A 24,473-nucleotide genomic window follows, 5' to 3' on the forward strand; every position below is an offset into this window, starting at 1 on the left:
CTGCGAACAGGCCTCTGGCCCGATCAGTCGAGCGCGAACACGTAGAGCGTGCCGCCGCGCGGAACGTCCTTCGCGATGTCGGCCATCGGGCCGCCCCAGATCGGGTTCGCGCCGCCGTAGCCGGCGAGCACGGCGACGTACTCCTTGCCGTCGACCTCATACACCGAGGGTTGCGAAATGATGCCGCTCGCGAGTTGCGGGCTTTCCCAGAGCACCTTGCCGGTCGCCGTGTCGAACGCGTACAGGTGGCCGTCGAGCGAGCCGCTGAACGCGAGGCCGCTCGCGGTGGTCGCGACGCCGCCGTTCCACGGCTTCTTCGACCAGTGGCTCCACAGCTTCTTGCCGGTGTTCACGTCGATTGCCGTCAGTTCGCCGTAGCCCTCGCTGCCCGGTTCGGGCTTGATCTCGAAGCCTTCGCCGAGATACGGCAGGCCTTCCATGTAGCTGACCGACTTGCCGGTCAGGCTCATGCACGCGTGCAGCGCGGGCACGACCGCGATGTTGCGTTCCTGGTCGTACGAGATCGACCACCAGTTCTTGCCGCCGAGGAAGCTCGGGCACGTTTCGATCGTCGTGCCGGCCTTCGGGAACTTCGATGCGTCCTGGATCGGCTTGCCGTCGGCCGTGTAGCCGGTGACCGACAGCGCTTTCACGAACGGCGTCGCATAGATCAGCTTGCCGGTCGTGCGGTCGATCGCATGGAAGAAGCCGTTGCGGTCCGCGTGGATGATCGCGTCGTAGTCCTTGCCCTTGTACTTGATGTCCGCGAGGACGGCGGCGTTCACGCCGTCGTAGTCCCACGTGTCGTTGCTCGTGTACTGGTAGTGCCACTTCAGGTTGCCGTTCTTCGCATCGAGCGCGAGCAGCGAGTCGGAATACAGGTTGTCGCCGGGGCGCAGCGCCGCGAGCCACGGGCCGGGGTTGCCGACCCCCCAGTACAGCGTGCGGGACGCGGCGTCGTACGTGCCGGTGAGCCAGGCGGCGCCGCCGCCGTGGCTTTGCATTCCGTCCGGCCAGGTCTCCGCGCCTTTCTCGCCGGAGCCGGGGATCGTGTAGCGTTTCCAGACCTCCGAGCCGTCGTCCGGATTCAGCGCGGCGATGTAGCCGCGAATGCCGTATTCGCCGCCGGACGTGCCGACGACGATCGCACCGTCGAGCGCGAGCGGCGCAAGCGAGAACGCATAGCCGAGGCCCGGCTCGAACATCTGCTTCTTCCATACGAGATTGCCGGTCTGCGCGTCGAGCGCCGCGACTTCGCCGCTCAGCATCGCGACGTAGACGTTCTTCCCGTACAGCGCGACGCCGCGGTTGACGACGTCGCAGCACGCGGTCTTGAACGATGCCGCGCCGAGCTTCGGCTCGTATTTCCACAGCTGCTTGCCGGTCTTCGCGTCGAATGCGTAGACGTTGTCCTTCGGCGTCGTCACGAACAGATAGCTGCCGTTGACGATCGGCGTGGCTTCGAAGCCCTGCTTCAGGTCGGCGGGGAACTTGTAGGCCCACACCTGCTTGAGATTCTTCGCATTCGACGTGTCGATCTGCTTGAGCGGCGAATGCGACCGGCCGTCATAGGTGCGGTAGTAGGTCAGCCAGCCCGGGTCGACGTGCGCATCGGTCAGCCGCTGGTAGGTCACGGCCGGGTAGTCCGTGGCCGCTTCGACGAGGCCGGGGTTCAGCGCGACGGCTGCTGCCGCCGCGATGCCGATCGTCGCCAGCCGGCTCGCTGAAACCGAGAGTTTCTTCATGGTTGTCTCCTGAGTCATTGTGGTCGCACCGCCGCGAACGGTTCGTCGCGCCGGCACGGTGGGATTCCGGGCCGAGTGCGCTGCCGTTCACGCAAGTCGCATGCCATCGCGGCGCGAGGGCTGCGTAACGCGGCACACGGGCCTGTCGCGCGCTGTGGGGCGTCGAAGGCGTCGCGCAGCGGCGTCAACGAAGGTGTTGCATTCAGGTACACCGCCGCGCGCGAGGTGTTGCCAAACATGACAGGTGGCGTCGCACCCGTGACAGGTGAACCGCCGCACGCGCATATGCCGCTCGGAAACGGTGCGCGGCGTGGGCGGCGACGCTTGCGCGTGCTGCGCCGGCGGTGTTGGCACGGTTATCGCAAGCTTGCTTTGCGACAACACGACATATCGCCGCGCGGTGCACGGCACGCCACGGCGGGACACGAAGACGGAGACAACGGAAATGATCAGGAGGCCAAAGGCAGCCGGGCGGGGCAACGCGATGCGGGGCGGCCGGCGCGCGGGGCACGTCGGCGCGGCCCTTGGCGCGATCGCGCTGTTCGGCTTGTCGCCGGGTGGTGTGCGCGCGCAGCAGCATGCGGACGGCACCGCAGCGGCGGGCGCCGCCGCGCCGCCGGCCGTCGCCACCGTGCCGCCAGCGTCAGCCGACACGCTGCCTGCGGTGGTCGTCGTCGGCACGACGCCGCTGCTCGGAATCGGCACGCCGCTGTCGGAAGTGCCGGCGAACGTGCAGACGGTGCGCGCGGCGGAACTCGATGCGCAGCACCGCGCGACGTTGGCCGATTTCTTCGCGGCGAACCTGCAGAGCGTGACGATCTCGGACGCGCAGGGCAACCCGTACCAGGCGGACGTCAACTATCGCGGCTTCACCGCGTCGCCGCTGCTCGGTACACCGCAGGGCCTGTCGGTGTTCGTCGACGGCGTGCGCGTGAACGAGGCGTTCGGCGACGTCGTGAACTGGGACATCCTGCCCACCCAGGCGATCGACCGGATGCAATTGATTCCGGGCTCGAATCCGGTGTACGGACGCAATACGCTCGGCGGCGCGCTCGCGATCACGACGAAGAACGGCAAGTCGAATCCGGGCGGCGAGGTGGAACTGTCGGGCGGCTCGTGGGGCCGCAAGACCGCCGGCATCGAGCAGGGCGGCACGATCGACTCGAACCTCGACTACTACGCGACCGCGAACGTCGCGAACGACGGCGGCTGGGCGGACCACAACGCGAGCCGCGTGCGGCAGGCGTTCGGCAAGCTGCGCTACACCGATGCGGACACGACGCTGTCGATCGCCGCGGGCGGCGCGGACAACGCGCTGTACGGCACCCAGACGATCCCGCGCTCGTTTCTCGACAACCGGAAGCAGGCGTACACGTATCCGGACCGGAACCGCAACAGCGCCGAGTACCTGACGCTGTCGGGCGACCGCTTCTTCGGCGAGCACGTCGAGCTGAGCGGCAACGCGTACTACCGGCACCTGCGCAATTCCAACCTCAGCAGCAACAACAATACGGACTTCGGTTCGGTCGGCGCGGACGGCACGGTCGACACGGTGCAGGGCAGCAACGCGCAATCGACGATCGTCACCGACAGCTACGGCGGCAGCCTGCAGCTCACGCTGCTCGGCAAGCTCGGCGGGATGTCGAACCAGCTCGTCGCCGGCGTCGCGGCCGATTTCGCGAACTCGAGCTACGTCGCGTCGTCGCAGGACGCGTATTTCACCGACACGCGCGCGGCAATCGGCATCGGCGATTTCGTCCGGCAAACGAACGCGAAGACGCGCAACGCGAACCTCGGCGTGTACCTGAGCGATGCGCTGTCGCTGACGCGGCACTGGACGCTGACGCTGTCGGGCCGCTACGACTGGTCGAAGTCGCAGATCGGCGACGAGAGCGGCGTGCAGCCGCTGCTCGACGGCAACCATACGTTCTCGCGCTTCAACCCGGCGGTCGGGCTCAACTGGAACCCGGTCGCGGGCTTTACCGCCTACGCGACCTACAACGAAGGGATGCGCTCGCCGACCGCGATCGAACTCGCGTGCGCGGATCCTGCCGCGCCGTGCTCGCTGCCGAACGACTTCATCGCCGACCCGGCGCTCAAGCCGGTGATCTCGAAGACGTTCGAAATCGGCGCGCGCGGCCGCATCGGCGCCGCGACGACCTGGAGCGCCGCCGCCTATCGCACGACGCTGACGGACGACATCCAGTTCATCGGCAGTCCGGCGAGCGCGCAGGGCTATTTCCGCAACGTCGGCGATACGCGGCGGCAGGGCATCGAGCTCGCGGGCCGCACGCGGCTCGGCCCGCTCGGCGTCGGGCTCTCGTACAGCCATGTCGATGCGACCTACCGTTCTTCGTGGACCGAACACAGCGCGGCAAACTCGGCGGCGGACGCGCACGGCAACGTGACGGTCAAGGCGGGCGACCGTATCCCCGGCATTCCCGCGCACACGGTGAAGCTGCGGCTCGACTACGCGGCGACGCCCGCGTGGGACATCGGCGCGAACGTCACGTGGCGCAGCGGCGTGTACGCGCGCGGCGACGAGAACAACCAGGACGTGAACGGCAGGATCGCGGGCTACGTGCTCGTCGATCTCGACATGCGGTATCGGATCACGAAGCGGTTCGAGGTATTCGCGAGCGTGACGAACCTGTTCGACAAACGCTACGCGAGCTTCGGCGCGCTCGGCCGGAACTTCTTCAACGGGCCGAATCACACGTTCGACGGCGCGAATCCGGTCAACGAACAGTTCGTCGGACCGGGCGCGCCGCGCGGCGCGTGGGTCGGCGTGCGTTATGCGTGGGATTGACGGTTGCGCGGCGATGCGTGTCGTCGCGTGACGACGTGAACAGATGGCGGGCCGGGTTCGCCATGCGCCGTCACGCGAACGGTGCCGCCGCGAACATCGCATGCACCGCGCGGGCGACGCTGCGTGCCAACGCCGGGTCGCTTGCCAGGTGTCCGGCGTTCACGCGCTCGATGTCGACCTCGGGCGCGGCACGCACGAGGCGGACGACGTTGCCGACCGGGCAAACGGGATCGCGCATCCCGTGCGCGGCGAACAGCGGCACGCCTGCCTCTGTCGCACGACGTGCGAGCGCGAGCACGCGGTGCTCGCCGAGCCAGCAATCGCGCTGCAGGTAATGCGCCTGGATCCGGTACTTGTCGATCAGCCGGCTGACGACCTGGTGCGAGCGGATCGCGTGCGCGGGCGAGCGGCGCGTTTGCGACGACGCGAGGACGGCGTTTTCGTATGCGCGCCACGCGAGCGCCACCGCGCGCTGCCGGGCCGCGCCCGCGCCGGGGCGCAGCCGCCGCGCGCAGCACGACAGCAGGCGATCCGGCTGGCCGCAGCCGGCCGCCGCACACAGGCGCTGCCATTCGCGGGGCGCGCGTGTGCGCGACGTGGTGAACAGGCGGCGGACTTCGCGTGGCGACGTCAGGAACAGGCCGCGCAGCACGACGCCGGTCACCTGCGCGGGATGCGTGCCCGCATACGCGAGCGCGAGCGCGGCGCCCCACGATCCGCCGACGACGCCCCAGCGCGCGATGCCGAGCTGCTCGCGCACCGCCTCCAGATCGCCGATCAGCCGCGCGGTGTTGTTGTGACGCGTGCCGCCGCGCGGCGCCGACGCGCCCGCGCCGCGCTGGTCGACGAGCACGACGCGCACGCGCGTCAGGTCGAACAGCCGCAGGATACCGGCCTGGCTGCCGCTGCCGGGCCCGCCGTGCAGCACGACGACCGGGTGGCCGTGCGCGGCGCCGGCCACGGCGAACGCGATCGAGTGCGCATCGCGGTGCAGGCGCCGGTGTATGGGCGCGGCAGGCAAAGAGGGTATGGCAGGTGCGTCGGGTATGGCAGGCGTAGCGGGTACGGCGGGTGCGTCGGGTGATACAGGCGCGCGAGGCGCGGCAGACGAGGCCGGCATCGCGGGCGACGGTGTGGGTCGAATCGGGGCAGGCGTCATGTCGATGTGGCTCGGGCGGAATCGGGACAACCGTCACTCGGCCGCGTGTGTGTCCGGGCAACCGCTGTGCTTGATTTGAAGCAAAGCCAGAACCGCGCCAGCCGCGAAGATCGGGAATCGCACGGGTAGCCGCGAGTCGGGCAATCGCGGTATCACGAAGGCCGGGCTGTCGGGCGACCCGACATGCGCGGCCACGATCGGATGGTGTCTTACATCGTGCTTTCAATTTGCGCCGCGCCGCCCGCGTGGCCCAATGCTTGCTTGCAATGACGGCAAAGAGTCCGGCAGATGACCGGAAGGATCCCCGGAGGAGACAATGCGCGATGACGTAGAGCAGGCGGCCGGGTCACGGGCCGCGCATCCCGCCGGCTGGCCCGCGCCGTCGATCCAGAAAGCCCATGAGCGGTCCGAGACGTTCGGCCTGCAGGTATCGGCACGCCCCGACTACGACGTGCTGTCGAGCGCGGCGCTGGTGCTGAAGCGCGAGCAGAGCCGCGTGCTGTGCGTGCACGCGATGCCGGTGATGGAGACGCTGCACGAGCAGATCGTCAACACGCAGAGCATGATCGTGCTGACCGATGCGGAAGGGCTGATCCTGCATTCGATCGGCGACGACGACTTCCTGCAGCGCGCGGAGAAGGTCGCGCTGCGCCCGGGCGCGAACTGGGCGGAGAGCCGGCAGGGCACCAACGCGATCGGCACGGCGCTCGCCGAGCTGTGCGCGATGGTCGTGCACGGCGACCAGCACTTCCTGGCCGCGAACCGCTTCCTGACCTGCTCGAGCGTGCCGATCCTCGATCCGTACGGCGACGCGATCGGCGTGCTCGACGTGACGGGCGACCACCGGAGCTATCACCAGCATACGATGGCGCTCGCGAAGATGTCGGTGCAGATGATCGAGAATCACCTGTTTACGACGACCTTTCAGGAAACGCTGCAGGTGTCGTTCCACGGCCGCCCCGAGTTTCTCGGCACGCTGATGGAGGGGATCGTCGCGTTCACCGCCGACGGCCGCTTCCTGTCGGCCAATCGCAGTGCGCAGTTCCAGCTCGGCATGCCGCTCGCCGCGCTGCGCGCGCACACGCTGTCGTCGCTGTTCGACATCACGAGCGCGCAATTGATCGACCGCATGCGTGCGAGCACCGACCGGCACCTGATGCTGAATCTCGGCAACGGCGCGGTGGTCTGTGCGCGCGTGCATTTCCGGCGTGCGACCCTCGCCGAAGGCAGCCGGCCGACGGACGTCCACGATGCGCTCGCGCCGGCCGCGCGCGCGAACGCGGTGCCGGCGCCGGCGGCGGGCACGTCGGCGGGCCTGTCGCGGCTCAACTATCTCGACACCGGCGATCCGCAGGTCGCGTGCGTCATCGCGAAGGTGCGCAAGGTGATCGGCAAGGACATTCCGATCCTGATCACCGGCGAGACGGGCACCGGCAAGGAACTGCTCGCGCAGGCGATCCACAACGACTCGCCGCGGCGCGACGCGCCATTCGTCGCGGTCAACTGCGCGTCGATTCCGGAGACGCTGATCGAATCCGAGCTGTTCGGCTATGAGGAGGGCGCCTTCACCGGCGCGCGCCGCAAGGGGGCGATCGGCAAGCTGCTGCAGGCGAACGGCGGCACGCTGTTCCTCGACGAGATCGGCGACATGCCGTATCCGCTGCAGGTGCGGCTGTTGCGCGTGCTGCAGGAGCGCCTCGTCAACCCGCTCGGGTCGACGAAGACGATCGCCGTGGATATCGCGATCATCTGCGCGACGCACCGCGACCTGCGCGACATGATTGCGCAGAACCGCTTCCGCGAGGATCTCTACTACCGGCTGAACGGCCTCGTGGTGCGCCTGCCGCCGCTGCGCGACCGCACCGATCTCGCGGTCGTCGTGCAGAAGATGCTGCAGCGCGAAGCGTTCGCGGGCCCCGACCGGCCGCCGTTGTCGGTCGCGCCGGACGTGATGGCGCTGTTCGTGCGCTGCACGTGGCCCGGCAACTTCCGCCAACTCGGCAACCTGCTGCGCACGGCGGCGGCGATGGTCGACGACGATGGCGAAATCCGGCGCGAGCACCTGCCGGACGATTTCTTCGACGACCTGCGCCGCGGCGATGCCCACGCCGGGCAGGCCGCGCACGACCCTTCCGCCGCACCGTGCGCGGTGGATGCGTTCCCGCCCGCCGACGCGCGTCTGCAGGACGTCGCCGCGTCCGCGATCGCCGCCGCGCTGGCCCGCCACGGCGGCAACGTGTCCGCCGCGGCGCGCGCGCTCGGCGTCTCGCGCAACACGATCTACCGGAAGATGCCGGCCGCCGACGCGGAGCGCCACCCGTCGGACGAAAGCTGACGCGCGGGCCGCGGGATCGCGGTTGCGCGGCCGGTGCGCTGCGCGCGACCTGTCACAGCCGGTGTGTCAAGTTGCAACACCGGTGTTCAACGTTTCAACACCTGTCACCGCCCCCGCGCATCGTGCCGCCGGGGCGGCGAATCGCATCCGCGCGAATCGTGTCGGCTAATCGTAAGAATTGCGTCCCGATGCCCGGGTGACGGCCATGTGCCGCCGTCGGGCGGGCAAGGTACGGCTTCGGCACGCTCCTTGCTGAAGAGGAACCGACCGCTCGATTGCCGCGGTTGTCGGATTCACCGACGCGACTCATCAACTCAACAAGGAGACACATCATGCAGTGGACGACCCCGTCTTACACCGACCTGCGCTTCGGCTTCGAAATCACGATGTATATCGCCAACCGCTGATCGCCGCGCGTGCCGCCCGTTTCGCCGTGGTCGGCGCGGGCGGCCTCGGGAGCTGATGCCCATGAAGATCAAGATACTCGGCTCGGGAGCCGGCGGCGGCCTGCCGCAATGGAACTGCAATTGCGCGAACTGTCGCCGCGCGCGCAGCGGAAGCGGCCATGTACTGCCGCGCACGCAGTCGTCGATCGCGGTCAGCGACGACGGCATCGACTGGATTCTCGTCAATGCGTCGCCCGACATTCTTTCCCAGTTGCGCGCGGATCCGGACCTGCAGCCGGCGCGCGCGATCCGCGACAGCGGCATCGCCGCCGTCGTGCTGTGCGACGCGCAGATCGATCACGTGACGGGCCTGCTGATGCTGCGCGAGCGTTCGACGCCGCTGCCGCTCTACGCGAGCGCGCCGGTGCTCGACGACTTGTCGACCGGCTTGCCGCTCGTGCCGCTGCTCGGCCACTACTGCGGCGTCGCCGCGCACACGATCGCGCTCGGCGAGCCGTTCACGGTGCCGGCGGCGAGCGGGATCCGCTTTACCGCGATTCCCGTCGACAGCAAGGCGCCGCCTTATTCGCCGCGGCGCGCGTCGGCCGCGCCCGGCGACAACATCGCGCTGTCGATCGAAGACGTCGCGAGCGGCCGGCGCGCGTTCTATGCACCGGGGCTCGCGGCCATCACCGACGACGTGCGCGCGGCGATGCACGGCGCCGATCTCGTACTGGTGGACGGCACGTTCTGGACCGGGACCGAGATGATCGACCTCGGCCTGTCGAGCAAGCACGCGGCCGACATGGGGCATCTCGCGCAGTGCGCGGAGCACGGGCAGCCCGGCATGATCGACTGGCTCGACATGCTGCCCGCGCGCACGCGCAAGGTGCTCACGCACATCAACAACACCAACCCGATTCTCGACCCGCATTCGGTCGAGCACGCACACCTGCGCGCGCACGGCATCGACGTCGCGCACGACGGCATGCAATTCCAGGTCTGACCATGAACGCACCGATCCCCGCTACGGCGTTGCACGCGACGCCCTGGAACGCGACCGAATTCGAGGCCCGTTTGCGCGCGCTCGAATCGCGCTATCACATCCATCACCCGTTCAACCGGCGGCTCAACAGCGGCGCGTGTTCGCCCGCGCAAATCCGCGGCTGGGTCGCGAACCGCTTCTATTACCAGATCAACATCCCGCTCAAGGATGCGGCGATCCTGTCGAACTGCCCCGACCGCGACACGCGGCGCCGGTGGATCCAGCGGCTGATCGATCACGACGGGCAGGGCGACAACGAAGGCGGCATCGAGGCATGGGTGCGGCTCGGCGAGGCGTGCGGTCTCGATCGCGCCGAGCTGTGGTCGCTCGAACACGTGCTGCCCGGCGTGCGCTTCGCGGTCGACGCGTACGTGAATTTCGCGCGGCGCGCGCCGTGGCAGGAAGCCGTGTGCTCGTCGCTGACGGAGATGTTCGCGCCGCAGATCCATCTCGACCGGCTCGCGGGCTGGCCGTCGCATTACCCGTGGATCGAGCCGGCAGGGCTGCATTACTTCCGCAGCCGCGTGCCGCTCGCGCAGCGCGATGTCGAGCATGGGCTGGCGGTCACGCTGCAGCATTTCACGACGCCGGATGCCCAGCAGCGCGCGCTCGGCATTCTGCAATTCAAGCTGGACATCCTGTGGTCGATCCTCGACGCCGTCGAAAAGGCCTACCCCGTATGAACGCGATCGATGCCGCCAGCGGCGTGCCGCTGCGCCCCTGCCTGAGGGGCTTGTACCGCCTGCAGTGGGAGGCGGCCCAGGATGCCTATGTGCTCCTCTATCCGGAAGGCATGGTCAAGCTCAACCCGAGCGCTGCCGAGATTCTCGTGCGCTGCGACGGCACGCGCGAACTCGACGACATCATCGGTGAACTCGAGTGCCTGTTCAGCACGTCGGACCTTGCCTCCGACGTATACCGTTTCCTCGATCATGCGCGGCTGCGCGGCTGGCTCGACTGACATGGCACCCGACACTTCCCGTCCGTCCGCGCCGTTGTGGCTGCTCGCGGAACTCACGTACCGCTGCCCGCTGCATTGCGCGTTCTGCTACAACCCGGTCGACTTCGCGACGCACGGCGCGGAGCTCGACACCGATGCGTGGCGCGCGGTCATCAGCGATGCGCGTGCGCTTGGCGCCGCGCAGATCGGCTTCTCGGGCGGCGAGCCGCTGCAGCGCGGCGACCTCGAGACGCTCGTCGCGCATGCGCGCGGGCTCGGCTTCTACACGAACCTGATCACGTCGGGCATCGGGCTGAACGTCGCGCGCATCGAGCGGCTCAAGGCGGCCGGGCTCGACCACATCCAGTTGTCGCTGCAGGATTCGACGCGCGAGCTGAACGATTTCCTGACCAGCACGCGCACGTTCGAGCTGAAACACCGCGTCGCGCGGCTGATCAAGGCGCACGGCTACCCGATGGTGCTCAACTGCGTGCTGCATCGCTACAACCTGCCGCACGTGGGACAGATCATAGAGATGGCGCTCGATCTCGGCGCCGATTACCTGGAGCTGGCGAATACGCAGTATTACGGCTGGGCGATGCTGAACCGCGATCAGTTGATGCCGACCGTCGAGCAGGTGCGCGAGGCCGAGGAAACGGTGAACCGCTATCGCAAGCTGGTCGGCGAGCGCTGCCGGATTCTGTTCGTCGTGCCCGACTATTTCGAGGCGCGCCCGAAGGCGTGCATGAACGGCTGGGGCTCGGTGTTTCTCGGCGTCGCACCGGACGGCACCGCGCTGCCGTGCCATGCCGCGCGCTCGCTGCCGGGGCTTGCGCTGCCGAACGTACGTGACCGGTCGCTGAAGGAAATCTGGTACGACAGCGACGCGTTCAACGCGTTTCGCGGCGACGACTGGATGCGCGAGCCGTGCCGCACGTGCGACGAGCGGCATACGGATCACGGCGGCTGCCGGTGCCAGGCGTATCTGCTGGCCGGCGACCCGAAGGAAGCCGATCCGGTATGCGCGAAGTCCGCGCATCACGGTCAGGTCGAGCAGGCGGTGCAATTCGCGCGGCGACCCGCGCCGCGCGACGAGCAGCCGCTGGTGTTTCGCAGCAAGGAGAATTCGCTCTCGCAATGCGGGGCGGCGTGCGACTGCTGACGACAGACGGCGACGGCGACGGCGACGACGGCGACGACGGCGACGACGGCGACGACGGCGACGACAGCGACGACAGCGACGACAGCGACGACAGCGACGACAGCGACGACAGCGACGACAGCGACGACAGCGACGACAGCGACGACAGCGACGACAGCGGCGGGAGCGAACGAGGCGAAGCGATGAACATCGTGGCGATCGATACGCAGTCCTCTTCATGGCGGCGAGATGGTGCGCATGAGCGAGGATGTGTGAACGCGGGGCGAGGGGCGTGATGAGCACCGCTGCCTTCGGTGCGCGAGCGGTGGGCGGGGCGAACGGTGTCGTCCGCGATCGCACCTGTCATCGCGGAGTGCGCGTCGCGTCGGTCGTCGCTGTCGTGTGTGTGCTGCATGTGAGTATGTTTGTGCTGATCGCACGCGAACACGTCGTGCGCAGTGTGCCTGTGCAACGGCAGGTGATGGAGGCGACGCTGATTGCGCCGGCACCGGAGGCTTCGACGATGACGACGACCGCGACGAAGTCGATGGCAGCGTCGCACGCGATGCGTCGGGCGACGCCCGTGTCCCGACCGTCGGCGAGCAGCGAATCGTCAACGACAAAGCCGGTCGCACCTGTTCGAGCCCGGCCGCTGGTGCACGACGCGCCTTCTGCGCCGTTGCGGCCTGTGCCTGACGCCGCGGCAGTCGAGCGGCACGATACGCTGCAAAACGTTGTGCCGTCCAATGCCGCGCAGACGCAGACACAGACGCAGACGCAGACGCAGACGCAGACGCAGACGCAGACGCAGACGCAGACGCAGACGCAAGCGTCCCCCGCGCCCGCGACGCCACGCTTCGTCGCACACCCCGAATGCGCGCTGGTCAAGCCCGACTATCCGCCGCAGTCGCTGCGCATGAGCGAGCACGGCACCGTGCTCGTCGAACTGGAGACCGACGCGGCGGGCCAGGTCGTTGCCGCGCGTGTCGCGACCGGCAGCGGTTACCCGCGTCTCGACGCGGCGGCAAGCGAAGCGGTGCTGGCGAGCCATTGCGCGCCGCATCGGGAGAACGGTGTGCCGATTCCGACACGGGCACGCGCACCGATCACGTTCAATCTCGACGAATGACAGGACACTTCATCATGACGGACTACGGAATCAGCCATTGGTGGGCGCAAGGCGATCCGATGACGCGCGCGGTCGCGCTGTTGCTCGTCGCGATGTCGATCGCGTCGTGGACGGTGATCGTGATCAAGGCGATCGAACTCGCCGGCATCCGCCGCCGCGCGGCGCGCGCGGAAGCGCGCTTTTGGGATGCCGACGGCATCGGCAGCGGAATGTGCGCATTCGGCGGTCCGGGCATGCCGTACTTCGATCTCGTGCGCGCGGGCGAAGCGGCGATCGCACATCACGAAGCGAGCCGGCACCGCCTCCACGACCGGATCGACCCGAGCGACTGGCTGTCGCGCAGCCTGAAGACGTCGGTCGACGAATCGGCGGCACGGCTGCAGCGCGGGCTCGGCGTGCTCGCGTCGATCGGCAGCACGGCGCCGTTCGTCGGACTGTTGGGCACCGTCTGGGGGATCTATCACGCGCTGCTGTCGCTCGGCGCTGCGGGCGATGCGAGCCTCGATCGCGTCGCCGGGCCGGTCGGCGAGGCGCTCGTGATGACGGCGCTCGGGCTGTGCGTCGCGATCCCCGCCGTGCTCGGCTACAACACGCTGGCGCGGCTGTCGCGCGATATCGTCGCGCGCCTGAACCGTTTCGCGCACGGCCTGCATCTGTTGTTGCTGACGGGCGGCAGCCCCGCGACGGCCGGGCGGCCGGACCGGATGACCGCTTCGTCGAGCGACGCGCAGCCGGCCGTCGCAGGCGTGCGCGCATGAACGCCGGGCCTGACGATCGCGACGACGGATTGGCGCTCGCGGCCGACATCAACATGACGCCGCTGATCGACGTGATGCTCGTGCTGCTGGTGGTATTCATGGTGACGTTGCCGGTGCTGCATCACGCTGCGCGCATTGCATTGCCTCGGGCGGCGAGCCAGCGGGAGGATCTACGCGTGCCGCACGTGGACGTCGCGATCGACGCGAGCGGCGGCGTAAGCTGGGACGCGCATCCGGTGTCCGAAACCGAACTGCCGGCGCGTCTTGCCGCGGCGGCCCGCGCCACGCCCCAGCCGGAAGTGCGTCTGTCGGCCGATCGCGCGGCCCGCTACGACGGCGTCGCGAAGTTGCTGTCGGCGGCGCAAGCGGCCGGTCTCGCGAAGATCGGCTTCGTCACCGATCCCGCATCCGCGCGGCAACCCTTGCGCCAGTAGTACAACAAGGGCCTTCCCGCTGCCAGCGAAACCCGACAACGAAGCGAACGGGCGCCGACGCCTGCTGCCGCTCGCTCGCCGGCAACGAACGCGTGTTCCCCCTCCAGATACAACACGGGCGGCGACGAGATCGATCGTCATCGCCTGCGTGCTGCCGTGCCGGGTCAGCTTCGCTTCCGGCCGACTTCAAGCCGCCCGGCAAGGCGAACGAAATCAAACCGCGACATCACCCGTCGTCGGCCTTTGCCTGCAGATCCTTCAACCCCTGAATCACGACCAGCAGCGCGCGCCCATGCTCGTCGGAGCCGTCCCATGCATCGACGATCGCGTCGCGCAGCAGGTCGTTATAGCGGCGGCGCGACGGCCCGGCATCGACACCATAGAAACTGCATAGCTTATTGAATGGCGCGCTGCGGCGCAGCCGATGCCCGTTCGACAGCCGCAGGCGCGACACGGTTGGCTGGCTGACCCCGGAAAGTCGCGCGATTTCGCTGGACGAGCGTGTATCTGCCATCAGGCGGCGCAACAGGTCTTGAACGGGAAAATCCTGGTCCGGGGCTTCCATGCGATGCATTATACCTATACAGTTACGGCTGTTGAATGGGCTTCCTGTCACCAGCGAGGCTGTATCCCGAGAAAGTTGATGACACTGAAACACCTCCCACCCACGTTCTGCTGGACGAAGATCGGTACCGAGTCCGGCGAGGAACTGCCGACCGTCGTGCTCCGCAAGGAATGGGAGCGCCGGCTTGGGGGCGGGCGTTTTCTGTGGGGCATCAACCAGCCGCTCGGCAGCAGCGCGCAAGTCGCCGCGCATCGCACGGGCTCGCTGCTCGCGCTGTTTTCGCCGGTCGCGTCGCGTCCGCGCGCGGGCGAGCGCAAGGACGCGCTGCTATGGAATGCGTGGGTCGACGCGAGCGGTCAGGTTCGGCCGCTTCCGCCGCACACGTTCATCGCGAGCCGCTCGACGCTGCCGTCGGGCCGGCGTCGCGAGCAGCACTACGCGCTCGTGTGCGCGTCGTCCACCGCGCTGACGGTCGGCACGCAGTTGCGCGTGTTTCCCGATCGCCTGCGCAGCGTGAGCACGGGCAAACCGCTTGGCGCCGCACAGGGTGCGGCCGTGGTCGATTGCATCGGGCGTGCGAAGGAGCAGACGGGCAAGAGCTATCCGCTCGCGCTGTCGGTCGAGCTCGAAGCACCTTATTTCGTGCGGCTCGCGCAGCCGTGCGTGCTGAAGGCGCGCGATCTCGCGGAAGTGAACAAGGCGACGCGCGCGGGCGATTTCGATCGCTTCGTCGAGCTGGTTGCACGCTTGCGCGGCCGTTCGCCGACGGATGCCGTGCGCGGCGTCACGCGCGACCTGTTCGACGTGCCGCCGATCGAAACCGCGGCTGCGTATGTTGCGCCCACGCATGCGGCGCGGCTGCGCAACCGGCCGGCGGCCGAGCATCCGCGCGATCACACGGGCGATCTGTTCGACCTGTCGCCGGGCGAGCCCGCTGGGTTCGGTGGCCTTGCGCATCCGCGCGTCGGGCGCGCGTGACGAGAGCGGGAGAGCAGGTCGCGCAAGAATTTGTTGCAATCTCGCCATAGCGGATCGGCGAGCGCGGAGGGACAATCGGCACGAAGCGCGCTGCGCGGCGGCCGATGCATCGACAATCGATGCGCCGTGGTTCACGCCGCCGACATGCGCACCACGCACACTGAGTGTCGGCTTGCTTCACACTGCAACCCTGTAGGAGAAGTGTCGATGTCGACCCACATCTGTTCGCGGGAAGCCCGGGCCGCGCAGCGCTTCGTCGAAGCAACGCGCAACGTCGATCAGGCGTTTCGTGCCGTGCGCGGCGAAAGCGACGACGACGCCTCGTCGGCCGAATACGCACGCGCGATGTCGCGCCTCGATCGCGCGCTCGACGAACTGGCGCGTGCGCAGGAATTCTTCGACCGCGTAGTCCGCGCCGACGCGGCGCGCGGCAACTGATTCCGTCGCTTCCGCTGTTTCGCGCGTCGGGCGACGCGCGGTCATCTTCATGCCGGGCGTGCGGCCCGGCATGCCAGTCGTTCATCTCATCCCGACTTCAGACCTTGCGGCCTTCGACCGGATAACCGGGATCGGTGTAGCCGTGCGTCGATGCATGCCCGGGCGGCACGAGCGAATCGACGAACCGTTCGTCGTCGGGGCCGAGTTCGAGCGTCAGCGCATCGATGTAGCTGTCCCAGTGCGCTTCGGTGCGCGGCCCCGCGATGGTCGAGCTGACGATACGGTTCTTCATGACCCACGCGAGCGCGAACGCAACCGACGTCGTGCCGCGCGCGGCCGCATGCGCGGCCACTTGCTGCGCGATATGCAACGATTCGGGGCGCCATTCCGTCTGCCGGATGCGCCGGTCGCCGCGGCCCGCGCGCGAATCGGCCGGCGGCTGCGCATCCGCCGCGTATTTGCCGGTCAGCACGCCGCGCGCGAGCGGGCTGTACGGCACGACGCCGATCCCGTAATGTGCGGCGGCCGGAAGCTGTTCGACTTCGGCCGTGCGATCGACGAGGTTGTACAGCGGTTCGCTCGCGACCGGACGATCGATGCCGAGCTGGTCCGCGAGCCGCACGATCTCGGCGATGCGCCAGCCTTTGAAATTCGACAGCCCGACGTAGCGCACCTTGCCTTGCCGGATCAGGTCGGCCACCGCGCGCATGCCTTCGTCGAGCGGCGCGTCGGTCAGCGCGCGATGGAAATAGAGGATATCGATGTAATCGGTGCCGAGCCGCTTCAGGCTCGCGTCGACCGATTCGACGATCCATTTGCGCGACTGGCCCTGCCGGTTCGGCCCCGCGTCCGGTCCGGCCGGATAGCCGAACTTCGTCGCGACGACCCAACTGTCGCGACGCGGCGCGATCGCGCGACCGACGATTTCTTCCGAGCGGCCGGCGTGATAGACGTCGGCCGTGTCGATGAAATTGACGCCCTGGTCGAATGCCTTGTCGATGATGCGCGCGGACGTCGCTTCGTCGGTCTCGCCGCCGAACATCATTGCGCCGAGACACAGCGGCGACACCTTGAGCGCGCTGCGCCCGAGATAGCGGTAATCCATGTTTGAGGCTCCATGCGGGTGTGACCCGCCGGTTGAATGAAGGCGCGCCGCGCTTATACGCCGGCTTCGTCGAACACGCGCTGCGCGATCGGCAATGCCGAGCTCGCGGTCGGCCAGCCCGAGTAGAACGCGAGGTGCGTGATCGCTTCGATCAGCTCGTCGCGCGTGAGGCCGTTGTCGAGCGCCTTTTTCAGATGGAACGGCAGCTCGTTCACGCGATACAGCGACACGAGGCTCGCGACCGTGACGAGGCTGCGATCGCGCGGCGACAGGCCGGCGCGCTGCCAGACGTCGCCGAACAGCACGTTGTCGGTGTAGTCGGCGAGCGCGGGCGCGATGGCGCCGAACGCCTGGTGCGCGGCGGAAGTCGGTTCGGACATCGAGGGCTCCGGGAAACGTGGGGAACTTCGACGATGGTAGCGACAGGCGCGCCTACCGATAATCCCCGACAATTCGCATGCACTTATCGAACGGATTCATGAATCGCGGCGCGTTGCCCACGCCTGTGCAACTCATGCGCGATAGCGCAGCGTATCGACGATCAGTGCGAGCGCGCGCGACGACTGCCGCCGGCTCGCGTAGTACAGGTGATGGCCGGGGAACGTCGGGCACCAGTCGTCGAGCACGCTGTCGAGGCGGCCGGCGGCGACATGCGGTGCCGCGAGTTCGGCGGGCACGTACGCGAGCCCGTAGCCGGCGAGCGCCGCGTCGAGCATTTCGTACGTGCCGTTGAACGTGACCTGCCCGTCGACGCGCACCTGCAGCGTGTCGTCGCCGCGCGCGAGTTCCCATGCGTACAGCGCGCCATGTGTCGGCAGGCGCAGGTTGATGCAGTCGTGCGCGACGAGATCCTGCGGCGACGCGGGGCGTTCGCGTTCCGCGAAATACGCGGGCGCGCCGACGATCGCCATCTTCAGGTCGGGCGAGATGCGTACGGCGATCATGTCCTTCGCGACCTGGTCGCCGAGCCGGACGCCGATGTCGAAGCGCTCCGCGACGATGTCGGACAGCCCGTAGTCGGTCACGAACTCGACCTTCAGGTCGCGATAGTCGCGCAGCACCGGCGCGAGCTTCGGCCACAGCAGCGTGCGGATCATGTAGTCGGTCGCGTTGATGCGCACGGTGCCGGCCGGCTTGTCGCGCAGTTCCGCGAGCGCCGACAGTTCGGCCTCGATTTCGTCGAAGCGCGGTGCGAGGTTGCGCAGCAGCCGCTCGCCGGCTTCGGTCGGTGCGACGCTGCGCGTCGTGCGCGTGAGCAGGCGCACGCCGAGGCGTGTTTCGAGCGAGCGGATCGTATGGCTGAGCGCGGATTGCGACACGCCGAGCTGGGCGGCCGCACGCGTGAAGTTGCGCTCGCGCGCGACGGCGATGAAGGCGAGCAGGTCCGCAAAGTTGTCGCGCGGCATGGAGGAAGTCGGGTGGTCGGTGCCAGCGCATCGTACCACCGCGTTCACCGGGCCGCGCGGCGACGCGGCGCGCGCGTCAGCCCGCGCGCGTCATGCCCGGCGCCGGGTTCGCGGGATGGAACGCGTAGCCGCGATGCTGGAACGACGCCGCGAAGAACCGCATCTGGTAGCGGATCGCATTCGACCAGTAATCCCACGTGTGGCCGCCCGGCCGCTCCGCATAGTCGTGCGGCACGCCGAGCGCGACGAGCCGTTCGTGCAGCGTGCGGTTCGAGCCGACGAACGCATCGTCGCGACCGCAGTCGATTGTCAGGTCGAGATGCGCGCGCACGAACGCGCGTGCGCTTTCGACGATCACGTTGCGGTTCCAGAACGACGGATGGCGACCGGGGTCGCCGAACACGTGGTCGATGCCCGGCTCGTCCGCGCAGCAGCGCGGATCGACCGCGCCGCTGATGCTGCCGGCCGCGCCGAACGTGTCGGGCCGGTCGAGCGCGATGCGCAGTGCGCCGAAGCCGCCCATGCTGAGCCCGGTGATCGCGCGGGCGCGCTGGGTCGCGATGGTGCGGAAATGCGAATCGACATAGGACACGACTTCGTCGCCGATGAAGGTTTCGTAGCGGCTGCCCGAATCGAACGGGCTGTCGATGTACCAGCTTTCGTGTCCGCCGTCGGGCATCACGAGGATCACGCGGTAGCGGTCGGCCAGTGCGGCGATGTGCGTGTTCGACGTCCAGTCGGTATGGTCGCCGCCCGAGCCGTGCAGCAGATAGACGACCGGATAGCGTTCGCCGTCGCGGTTCGCGCGTGCGTAGTCGTCGGGCAGCACGACGGTCGCCTTGAGCGTCTCGCTCATCGCGGCGCTGGGGATCGCGACGACCCGCGCATGAAACGCGAAGGCGGGGCTCGTGATGGCGAGCAGCAGAAGCAGCCAGAAGGCGCGCGCCACGTACATCGGTCCTCGCATGTGTCGACTCCGTCCGGCGCCGGGCGCCGGGAAAACCCTGTTCGGACGACTCTAGCAACCGCGCCTTTCAACCATATTTCGGCGAATCCTACGGGCTGTCAGGCGGGCGGCGCGCACACGATGCGCTCGACTGCGTCGCGAAACGCGTCGGGCCGCTCGGCCGGGATCAGGTGCCCGCAGCGTTCGATCGTGTCGAAGCCGGCGCAGCGCGCGAGCGCCCAGTCCGGCACATGCCAGCCCGCGCGCGAACGTGCGCCCGCGACCAGCCAGACCGGATGACGCTCGAACACCTGCGCGAGCGCCTCCAGGTAGCCCGGAACGCCCGTCGTCGCGACCACCGAGCGGCCCATCGCGCGCAGCGTCGACGCCGGCTGGTGCGCGAGCCAGCGGCGTGCGTCGTCGAGCATGCGCGGCGACGGATCGTCGATCGCGCCACGCAGCCACGCGAGCGGATCGGCGCGCAGGCCGTCGAGCATCGCGTCGGCTTGCGCGGGCGTCATGCGGCCGACCGACGCCGACCAGAACGCATCGTCGAGCGTGAAGTTGCCTTCGACGTTGACGATTCGCCGCACGCGCTCGGGGTGCGCATGCGCGAACAGCATCGCGATCGCGCCGCCGACCGAGTGGCCGACGATATCGACCGGCTGCGGGCCGAAACGCGCGTCGACGGTTTGCCGGACATGCTCGACCTGCGCGGCGAGCGTGATCGCGTCGAACGGCGTCGCGCGATGCGCACCGTAACCGAGCAGGTCGGGGGCGAGATGCGTGCCGGTCCATCCGTGCACGTCGAACGTGCCGATGAAACCGTGAATGAAGACGACGGGGGGAGGCTGGGTCATTCGGCGGGCGCGGAAGGAAGGGGCGGCAACTCGAGCTCGGCGAGCAGTTCGTCGAGTTCGAGCACGTGCGTACGGTCGTGGTCGAGCAGTTCGCGTACGAGTTCGTCGAGCGACATGCGGCGGATGCCGTCGCGCAATCCGCAGCGCGCGAGCTGCGCGGGTTCCAGCGCGGCGGCGGTCGCACACAGCGCGGCGCGGCTGGTGCGGAATGCCGCGACGGCACGGTCAAGCGGCTGCGCGAGATAGTCTCGCTGCGCGGCGAGCGCGGTGCCGTCGACCGACGCGATCACCGGCAGTTCGACCGCGCGCACGGCGTCGATGCGTTCGGCGAACACCGCGTCGAGGTCGCGCAGGTGGCACGCATGCTCGACGAGCGAGAAGCCGGTGCCGGCCGGGCGACGCGTCCACAGCGCGGCCGGCACGTGCGCGGCATACGCGGCGAGCCGGTCGGGCAGGCGGGCCAGCGCGGCGACGACGTCGGCGAACGGCAGCCGTTGCGGATATGCGCTGAATACCGCGCCATAGCTGAACAGCGTGCCGCCGAGCCGCCCGCGCGCCTGCACGACGTCGTGGCCGTGGCGGCGCATGACTTCCGCGACCATCGCGCCGCAGAACTGGCGGGCTGTCGTGTCGGTTTCGATTTCGGGGAATGTGCGCGCGATCTCGTGCTGGATCGCGCCGATCGCGGCGACGCCGACGCGCGACAACGCCGCGAATTCCGGATAGCGCTCGGGTTGCGCGATCAGCGCTTCGAGCTGGGTGCCGAGCGCGGTGGTGCGGAAACGGTCGAAACGGGAATGCATGACGAACAGGGTTCACCGAGTAACGTGACAAAACGATACGTTACTCGGTAGGGCTGCGTCAATTCATTTGTTACGATGATTCGGTCGACCGGCGCGCCGACGGCAAGGCGACGCCGGTTGCACACGCCTTATGGGTTTTTCCGGCCTTCGATGTCCGCGCGCAGCCGCGCTTCCTGCTCCTGCAGTTCGGGTGTGAATTCGGCGCCGAAGTCCTCGGGCGAAAATACCTGCCGGATCTCGATGTCCGAATCGACGGGCATCGGGTTCGGGCAGCGCTTCACCCATTCGACGGCTTCGTCCATCGATTTCACTTCCCACAGCCAGTACCCGGCGATGAGTTCCTTGGTTTCGGCGAACGGGCCGTCGATCACCGTCCGGTCCTTGCCGGCGAAGTGCACGCGCTTGCCGCGCGAACTCGGATGCAGCCCTTCGCCGGCGAGCATCACGCCGGCCTTCACGAGTTCCTCGTTGTACTGGCCCATCGCGGCCAGCAGTTCGGTATCGGGCATCGTGCCCGATTCGGAAAGGGCGGTTGCCTTGACGATCACCATGACGCGCATCGTTGTTTCTCCTTGAAGGGAAAAGGTGAGAGGTATGTCGACCGGATAAGCGGCTGACAGGTGCTTGCGATGGTACGACGGGCGAGGAGGCCGGAAATCGACACCGTGCGTGAATAAAGTGTCGTCTGGGCGATCAACGAGGAATCGAAGCCGGCGATCCGGCGATCCGGCGCGCAGGCGAGCGGTCGCCCGGAGTGCGCCGTCAAAACTGGTATCCTGATCAGCAGCACATTCACGCGGGAGGGTGCCATGGCCGCCAAGGAAGTCTCGAAGAAAAAGTACCTGAAGATTCTGAACAAACGCCTGCGCGCCGAGCCGGATGCCCCGGACGGCGCGTCGTTTGTGTTCTTTCCGCTGGGCGCGAAGGCGAAGCACGCGACGGGCGTCGTGTCCGACGAGCCGCGCAGCAAGCGCGAGCTGGCGCTGATGGCCGCGGTCCAGCGCAAGGCGGCGGAAGAGTTCGTCGTCGCCGACGCATAGCCGGAGCCGGCCGCGCAAGCGGCCTTTCCTGTCGAAATCGCATGCATGCCGCGCGGGCGAACCGGCCCGCGCGCGGCCGCTTTCGCCCCGCCTGTGCCTGTTACGCGGCGGCGGCCTCGCAATGCGCGATCGCACCGGCCAGCACGCGCGGGATGTCGTGCGTGATGGCCGGCCCGTGCATCGGCAGGATGATGTCGAGATCGAGCGCCTGAAGGCGGCGCAGCGCGCTCGCCATGTGCGCGAGCGACGGCAGGTAGTCCGAGCGCGCGATCGAATCGAGGATCGCCGGCAGCGGGTCGTCCGTTGCCGCGTCGCCGTAGCGCATCAGGATGTCCGACGACAGCAGCGCCTTGTAGGCCGGCAGGTACACGACCAGCGCATCCCATTGATGCACGTGCTTCGTGAAGATCGGCACGATATCGACGCCGGAGAGCGTTGTCGGCGCGCCGTCCTTCAGCGGCGTCGCCCGCACGCCGAACACGTCCGCCAGTCCCCATGTACACATCGGATGGCCATACGCGATCAGCGCCGGATTGGCCGCGAGGAAGTCGGGCAGTGCGCCCATTTCGTCGGCCTCGAAATGCGGAACGATCACGCTGCTCACCATCGACGGCGTGATGCCGACCGTCGCGAGGCTCGCGCTCAGTTGCGGGAAGTTGGAACGGGTACCCGTTTCGATGCAGACGACTTCGCCGTTCGGCGATCGCACGAAAAACTGGCTGAAACAGAGGTTCAGCGTGTCGACATAGGTCGTCGCGCGAAACAGGCCGCTGCGGATTTCTTCGATACGTGAGCTGTCCATCGGTGCGATCCTCGCGCGGGCATTGGGGGGGCACCGCCGCGCGGTCGCCGCGACGCACCGACAGCCGCACGACCCGGTGCCTCGATGCAGTCTAGCAGCGTCGATCCGCACGTGACGCCTGTCAATTCACGCGGCGGCCGGGAACGGCGCCGAACGCGTTCCCGACCTGAAAGCAACCCGCCATCCGGTCCGCGGATCAGGACACCTTGTCCGCCGCTGCCGGATACCGGCCGCTGCCGCCGGCTTCATCGCCCGCCGCGAGCTGTTCCAGCGCGAGGCCCTTCGTTTCGATCCCGAGCGTCCACACGGCGATCGCGGCCGCGATGAACGACAGCGCGCCGAGCGTGAACACGCCGCCCTGGCCGAACACGGGCAGCACGACACCCACCACGTAAGGCCCGATCAGCGAGCCGACGCGCCCGATCGCCGACGCGAAACCCGAGCCCGTCGCGCGCGCGCCGGTGCCGTACAGTTCGGGCGTATACGTGTACAGCGCGGCCCACATGCCGAACAGGAAGAACTGCATCGCGAGGCCGGTGCCGATCAGCAGCGCCATGCTGCCGCCGTACAGCGCGCTCTGGCCGTACGCATACGCCATCGCGCCGCCGCCGATCAGCGACGCGATGCAGGTCGGCTTGCGTCCCCAGCGTTCGACGAGCCACGCGGCGCACAGGAAGCCCGGCACGCCGCCGAGCGAGATCAGCACCGTGTAGAACACCGATTTCGTGACCTCGAAGCCGGCTTGCTGCAGCAGCGCGCCGAGCCACGACGTGAGGCCGTAGAAGCCGAGCAGCGCGAAGAACCACAGCAGCCACACCATCACCGTGCGGCGGCGGTACACGCCGCTCCAGATCTCGCGCAGCGCGCCGCGGCCGCGTGCGGCCGCCGGTTCGGCGAGCCGCGACGGCGGCGGCAGCGTCGTGACGCCGGCCGAGCGCATCACCTTCGCCTCGATCGCGTGCATCACCGTGTCGGCTTCCGCGTGCCGGCCCGTATGCTCGAGCCAGCGCGGCGATTCGGGCACGATGCGGCGCACGACGAGCACGAACACCGCGGGAATCGCGAGCAGCGCGAACACCGTGCGCCAGCCGAACTGCGGCAGCACGAAGTACGCGACGATGCCGGCCGTGATGAAGCCGAGCGGCCAGAAGCCGTCCATCAGCGCGATCAGGCGGCCGCGCTTCTCGGTCGGCACGAATTCGGACAGCAGCGTCTGCGCGACCGGGAATTCCATGCCCATCCCGATCCCGAGCAGCACGCGGTAGACGATCAGCGCATCGACGCTCTGCGCGGTCGAGCACAGATACGACGCGGCGCCCCACAGCACCATGCTCCACTGGAACACGGGCCGGCGGCCGAAGCGGTCGGCGAGCAGGCCGGCGACGGCCGCGCCGAGCACCATCCCGAAGAAGCTCGCGCTCGCGACGAGGCCGGCGGCCGCGGTCGACAAACCGAACTCCTTGCGGATCGAGCCGAGCACGAACGTCATCGTGCCGAGGTCGACCGAGTCGAAGAAGAACGCGATCGCGATGATGAAGAAGATCCGCTTGTGATAGCCGGAGAACGGCAGGCGTTCGAGCCGGGCGGCGGCGGAGGCGGGAGCGGTGGCGGCGGGCATGGCGTCCTCTGAAATGAAAAGGGGCCTCGCA

Annotated in this window: 26 protein-coding genes; 14 read left to right on the top strand and 12 right to left on the bottom strand. The window is 68.4% G+C overall.

The window, feature by feature from the left end; translation table 11 throughout:
- Positions 1 to 23 precede the first annotated feature (23 nt).
- A complete protein-coding gene (locus JYG32_RS30515) occupies positions 24 to 1,745 on the bottom strand; it encodes a methanol/ethanol family PQQ-dependent dehydrogenase (RefSeq protein ID WP_213266073.1) in 1,722 nt (573 codons plus the stop codon).
- A gap of 445 nt (positions 1,746 to 2,190) precedes the next feature.
- Here JYG32_RS30515 and JYG32_RS30520 point away from each other — a divergent pair, with 445 nt between their 5' ends.
- Positions 2,191 to 4,554 carry a TonB-dependent receptor gene (locus tag JYG32_RS30520; protein WP_213266074.1) on the top strand — a complete coding sequence of 788 codons (2,364 nt, stop codon included), beginning with the start codon at positions 2,191 to 2,193 and terminating at the stop codon, positions 4,552 to 4,554.
- A gap of 70 nt (positions 4,555 to 4,624) precedes the next feature.
- Here JYG32_RS30520 and JYG32_RS30525 read toward each other — a convergent pair whose 3' ends face one another.
- The gene (locus tag JYG32_RS30525) at positions 4,625 to 5,713 is read right to left on the bottom strand and encodes an alpha/beta fold hydrolase (protein ID WP_213266075.1); all 1,089 of its coding nucleotides are present in this window, start codon (positions 5,711 to 5,713) and stop codon (positions 4,625 to 4,627) included.
- A 316-nt stretch (positions 5,714 to 6,029) separates the two neighbouring features.
- Between JYG32_RS30525 and JYG32_RS30530 the strand changes: the two genes are divergently transcribed.
- From JYG32_RS30530 to JYG32_RS30575, 10 genes are all read left to right on the top strand, one after another.
- Positions 6,030 to 8,048: a sigma-54-dependent Fis family transcriptional regulator gene (locus tag JYG32_RS30530; RefSeq protein WP_213266076.1), complete on the top strand. Its 2,019-nt coding sequence runs from the start codon at positions 6,030 to 6,032 to the stop codon at positions 8,046 to 8,048.
- A 332-nt stretch (positions 8,049 to 8,380) separates the two neighbouring features.
- A complete protein-coding gene (pqqA, locus tag JYG32_RS30535) occupies positions 8,381 to 8,455 on the top strand; it encodes a pyrroloquinoline quinone precursor peptide PqqA (protein WP_006485436.1) in 75 nt (24 codons plus the stop codon).
- Positions 8,456 to 8,516: 61 nt separating this feature from the next.
- Positions 8,517 to 9,440 (top strand): pyrroloquinoline quinone biosynthesis protein PqqB, encoded by a 924-nt coding sequence (pqqB, locus tag JYG32_RS30540; RefSeq protein WP_213266077.1) that lies wholly within the window; start codon positions 8,517 to 8,519, stop codon positions 9,438 to 9,440.
- 2 nt (positions 9,441 to 9,442) lie between these two features.
- Positions 9,443 to 10,162 (top strand): pyrroloquinoline-quinone synthase PqqC, encoded by a 720-nt coding sequence (pqqC, locus tag JYG32_RS30545; protein WP_213266078.1) that lies wholly within the window; start codon positions 9,443 to 9,445, stop codon positions 10,160 to 10,162.
- The gene (pqqD, locus tag JYG32_RS30550; protein WP_096473550.1) at positions 10,159 to 10,440 is read left to right on the top strand and encodes a pyrroloquinoline quinone biosynthesis peptide chaperone PqqD; all 282 of its coding nucleotides are present in this window, start codon (positions 10,159 to 10,161) and stop codon (positions 10,438 to 10,440) included. The genes pqqC and pqqD overlap by 4 nt, the downstream gene beginning before the upstream one ends.
- Before the next feature lies 1 nt (position 10,441).
- Positions 10,442 to 11,581, top strand: coding sequence for a pyrroloquinoline quinone biosynthesis protein PqqE (gene pqqE, locus JYG32_RS30555; protein ID WP_213266079.1), 1,140 nt, complete (start codon positions 10,442 to 10,444; stop codon positions 11,579 to 11,581).
- Entirely contained in the window at positions 11,557 to 11,856 is a 300-nt protein-coding gene (locus tag JYG32_RS30560) for a hypothetical protein (RefSeq protein WP_213266080.1), read from the top strand. The genes pqqE and JYG32_RS30560 overlap by 25 nt, the downstream gene beginning before the upstream one ends.
- 440 nt (positions 11,857 to 12,296) lie before the next feature.
- Positions 12,297 to 12,689, top strand: a complete 393-nt coding sequence (locus JYG32_RS30565) for an energy transducer TonB (RefSeq protein WP_213266081.1) — start codon at positions 12,297 to 12,299, stop codon at positions 12,687 to 12,689.
- 14 nt (positions 12,690 to 12,703) lie between these two features.
- Positions 12,704 to 13,447 (top strand): MotA/TolQ/ExbB proton channel family protein, encoded by a 744-nt coding sequence (locus JYG32_RS30570; RefSeq protein WP_213266082.1) that lies wholly within the window; start codon positions 12,704 to 12,706, stop codon positions 13,445 to 13,447.
- Complete coding sequence (locus JYG32_RS30575) at positions 13,444 to 13,881, top strand: ExbD/TolR family protein (RefSeq protein ID WP_213266083.1); 438 nt, start codon at positions 13,444 to 13,446, stop codon at positions 13,879 to 13,881. Before JYG32_RS30570 ends, JYG32_RS30575 begins: the two co-directional genes overlap by 4 nt.
- A 226-nt stretch (positions 13,882 to 14,107) precedes the next feature.
- Here the strand turns inward: JYG32_RS30575 and JYG32_RS30580 are convergent, their stop codons facing one another.
- Positions 14,108 to 14,446, bottom strand: a complete 339-nt coding sequence (locus JYG32_RS30580; protein WP_174379786.1) for a helix-turn-helix domain-containing protein — start codon at positions 14,444 to 14,446, stop codon at positions 14,108 to 14,110.
- A 78-nt stretch (positions 14,447 to 14,524) separates the two neighbouring features.
- Here JYG32_RS30580 and JYG32_RS30585 point away from each other — a divergent pair, with 78 nt between their 5' ends.
- A complete protein-coding gene (locus JYG32_RS30585; RefSeq protein WP_213266084.1) occupies positions 14,525 to 15,424 on the top strand; it encodes a hypothetical protein in 900 nt (299 codons plus the stop codon).
- A gap of 207 nt (positions 15,425 to 15,631) precedes the next feature.
- On the top strand, positions 15,632 to 15,862 hold the full coding sequence (locus tag JYG32_RS30590; RefSeq protein WP_174379788.1) for a hypothetical protein: 231 nt from the start codon (positions 15,632 to 15,634) through the stop codon (positions 15,860 to 15,862).
- Positions 15,863 to 15,959: 97 nt separating this feature from the next.
- On the opposite strand, the gene JYG32_RS30595 is transcribed toward JYG32_RS30590, so the two are convergent.
- The 7 genes from JYG32_RS30595 to JYG32_RS30625 form a co-directional block, all read right to left on the bottom strand.
- The gene (locus JYG32_RS30595) at positions 15,960 to 16,967 is read right to left on the bottom strand and encodes an aldo/keto reductase (RefSeq protein WP_213266085.1); all 1,008 of its coding nucleotides are present in this window, start codon (positions 16,965 to 16,967) and stop codon (positions 15,960 to 15,962) included.
- A gap of 53 nt (positions 16,968 to 17,020) precedes the next feature.
- Positions 17,021 to 17,347, bottom strand: coding sequence for a carboxymuconolactone decarboxylase family protein (locus JYG32_RS30600; RefSeq protein WP_213266086.1), 327 nt, complete (start codon positions 17,345 to 17,347; stop codon positions 17,021 to 17,023).
- Positions 17,348 to 17,479: 132 nt separating this feature from the next.
- Complete coding sequence (locus JYG32_RS30605; protein WP_213266087.1) at positions 17,480 to 18,373, bottom strand: LysR family transcriptional regulator; 894 nt, start codon at positions 18,371 to 18,373, stop codon at positions 17,480 to 17,482.
- Between the two features lie 76 nt (positions 18,374 to 18,449).
- Entirely contained in the window at positions 18,450 to 19,340 is an 891-nt protein-coding gene (locus tag JYG32_RS30610) for an alpha/beta hydrolase (protein ID WP_433960866.1), read from the bottom strand.
- 98 nt (positions 19,341 to 19,438) lie between these two features.
- Positions 19,439 to 20,179 (bottom strand): alpha/beta fold hydrolase, encoded by a 741-nt coding sequence (locus JYG32_RS30615; protein ID WP_213266088.1) that lies wholly within the window; start codon positions 20,177 to 20,179, stop codon positions 19,439 to 19,441.
- Positions 20,176 to 20,982: a DinB family protein gene (locus JYG32_RS30620; RefSeq protein WP_213266089.1), complete on the bottom strand. Its 807-nt coding sequence runs from the start codon at positions 20,980 to 20,982 to the stop codon at positions 20,176 to 20,178. Before JYG32_RS30620 ends, JYG32_RS30615 begins: the two co-directional genes overlap by 4 nt.
- Positions 20,983 to 21,110: 128 nt before the next feature.
- The gene (locus tag JYG32_RS30625; protein WP_213266090.1) at positions 21,111 to 21,542 is read right to left on the bottom strand and encodes a YciI family protein; all 432 of its coding nucleotides are present in this window, start codon (positions 21,540 to 21,542) and stop codon (positions 21,111 to 21,113) included.
- A gap of 249 nt (positions 21,543 to 21,791) precedes the next feature.
- Here JYG32_RS30625 and JYG32_RS30630 point away from each other — a divergent pair, with 249 nt between their 5' ends.
- Positions 21,792 to 22,022, top strand: coding sequence for a hypothetical protein (locus JYG32_RS30630; RefSeq protein ID WP_174379819.1), 231 nt, complete (start codon positions 21,792 to 21,794; stop codon positions 22,020 to 22,022).
- Between the two features lie 100 nt (positions 22,023 to 22,122).
- Here the strand turns inward: JYG32_RS30630 and JYG32_RS30635 are convergent, their stop codons facing one another.
- Together JYG32_RS30635 and JYG32_RS30640 are read right to left on the bottom strand one after the other, a co-directional pair.
- A complete protein-coding gene (locus tag JYG32_RS30635) occupies positions 22,123 to 22,824 on the bottom strand; it encodes an MBL fold metallo-hydrolase (protein WP_213266091.1) in 702 nt (233 codons plus the stop codon).
- A 196-nt stretch (positions 22,825 to 23,020) separates the two neighbouring features.
- On the bottom strand, positions 23,021 to 24,442 hold the full coding sequence (locus JYG32_RS30640; protein ID WP_213266092.1) for an MFS transporter: 1,422 nt from the start codon (positions 24,440 to 24,442) through the stop codon (positions 23,021 to 23,023).
- Positions 24,443 to 24,473 lie beyond the last annotated feature (31 nt).

The organism is Burkholderia pyrrocinia (assembly GCF_018417535.1).
Lineage (GTDB): Bacteria > Pseudomonadota > Gammaproteobacteria > Burkholderiales > Burkholderiaceae > Burkholderia > Burkholderia pyrrocinia_E.

What these genes read in the sequence shown, in the direction of transcription:
- JYG32_RS30515 (WP_213266073.1), bottom strand. Translation starts at nt 1,745, where the DNA reads ATGAAGAAACTCTCGGTTTCAGCGAGCCGGCTGGCGACGATCGGCATC.
- JYG32_RS30520 (WP_213266074.1), top strand. Translation starts at nt 2,191, where the DNA reads ATGATCAGGAGGCCAAAGGCAGCCGGGCGGGGCAACGCGATGCGGGGC.
- JYG32_RS30525 (WP_213266075.1), bottom strand. Translation starts at nt 5,713, where the DNA reads ATGACGCCTGCCCCGATTCGACCCACACCGTCGCCCGCGATGCCGGCC.
- JYG32_RS30530 (WP_213266076.1), top strand. Translation starts at nt 6,030, where the DNA reads ATGCGCGATGACGTAGAGCAGGCGGCCGGGTCACGGGCCGCGCATCCC.
- pqqB (WP_213266077.1), top strand. Translation starts at nt 8,517, where the DNA reads ATGAAGATCAAGATACTCGGCTCGGGAGCCGGCGGCGGCCTGCCGCAA.
- pqqC (WP_213266078.1), top strand. Translation starts at nt 9,443, where the DNA reads ATGAACGCACCGATCCCCGCTACGGCGTTGCACGCGACGCCCTGGAAC.
- pqqD (WP_096473550.1), top strand. Translation starts at nt 10,159, where the DNA reads ATGAACGCGATCGATGCCGCCAGCGGCGTGCCGCTGCGCCCCTGCCTG.
- pqqE (WP_213266079.1), top strand. Translation starts at nt 10,442, where the DNA reads ATGGCACCCGACACTTCCCGTCCGTCCGCGCCGTTGTGGCTGCTCGCG.
- JYG32_RS30560 (WP_213266080.1), top strand. Translation starts at nt 11,557, where the DNA reads ATGCGGGGCGGCGTGCGACTGCTGACGACAGACGGCGACGGCGACGGC.
- JYG32_RS30570 (WP_213266082.1), top strand. Translation starts at nt 12,704, where the DNA reads ATGACGGACTACGGAATCAGCCATTGGTGGGCGCAAGGCGATCCGATG.
- JYG32_RS30575 (WP_213266083.1), top strand. Translation starts at nt 13,444, where the DNA reads ATGAACGCCGGGCCTGACGATCGCGACGACGGATTGGCGCTCGCGGCC.
- JYG32_RS30580 (WP_174379786.1), bottom strand. Translation starts at nt 14,446, where the DNA reads ATGGAAGCCCCGGACCAGGATTTTCCCGTTCAAGACCTGTTGCGCCGC.
- JYG32_RS30585 (WP_213266084.1), top strand. Translation starts at nt 14,525, where the DNA reads ATGACACTGAAACACCTCCCACCCACGTTCTGCTGGACGAAGATCGGT.
- JYG32_RS30590 (WP_174379788.1), top strand. Translation starts at nt 15,632, where the DNA reads ATGTCGACCCACATCTGTTCGCGGGAAGCCCGGGCCGCGCAGCGCTTC.
- JYG32_RS30595 (WP_213266085.1), bottom strand. Translation starts at nt 16,967, where the DNA reads ATGGATTACCGCTATCTCGGGCGCAGCGCGCTCAAGGTGTCGCCGCTG.
- JYG32_RS30600 (WP_213266086.1), bottom strand. Translation starts at nt 17,347, where the DNA reads ATGTCCGAACCGACTTCCGCCGCGCACCAGGCGTTCGGCGCCATCGCG.
- JYG32_RS30605 (WP_213266087.1), bottom strand. Translation starts at nt 18,373, where the DNA reads ATGCCGCGCGACAACTTTGCGGACCTGCTCGCCTTCATCGCCGTCGCG.
- JYG32_RS30610 (WP_433960866.1), bottom strand. Translation starts at nt 19,340, where the DNA reads ATGCGAGGACCGATGTACGTGGCGCGCGCCTTCTGGCTGCTTCTGCTG.
- JYG32_RS30615 (WP_213266088.1), bottom strand. Translation starts at nt 20,179, where the DNA reads ATGACCCAGCCTCCCCCCGTCGTCTTCATTCACGGTTTCATCGGCACG.
- JYG32_RS30620 (WP_213266089.1), bottom strand. Translation starts at nt 20,982, where the DNA reads ATGCATTCCCGTTTCGACCGTTTCCGCACCACCGCGCTCGGCACCCAG.
- JYG32_RS30625 (WP_213266090.1), bottom strand. Translation starts at nt 21,542, where the DNA reads ATGCGCGTCATGGTGATCGTCAAGGCAACCGCCCTTTCCGAATCGGGC.
- JYG32_RS30630 (WP_174379819.1), top strand. Translation starts at nt 21,792, where the DNA reads ATGGCCGCCAAGGAAGTCTCGAAGAAAAAGTACCTGAAGATTCTGAAC.
- JYG32_RS30635 (WP_213266091.1), bottom strand. Translation starts at nt 22,824, where the DNA reads ATGGACAGCTCACGTATCGAAGAAATCCGCAGCGGCCTGTTTCGCGCG.
- JYG32_RS30640 (WP_213266092.1), bottom strand. Translation starts at nt 24,442, where the DNA reads ATGCCCGCCGCCACCGCTCCCGCCTCCGCCGCCGCCCGGCTCGAACGC.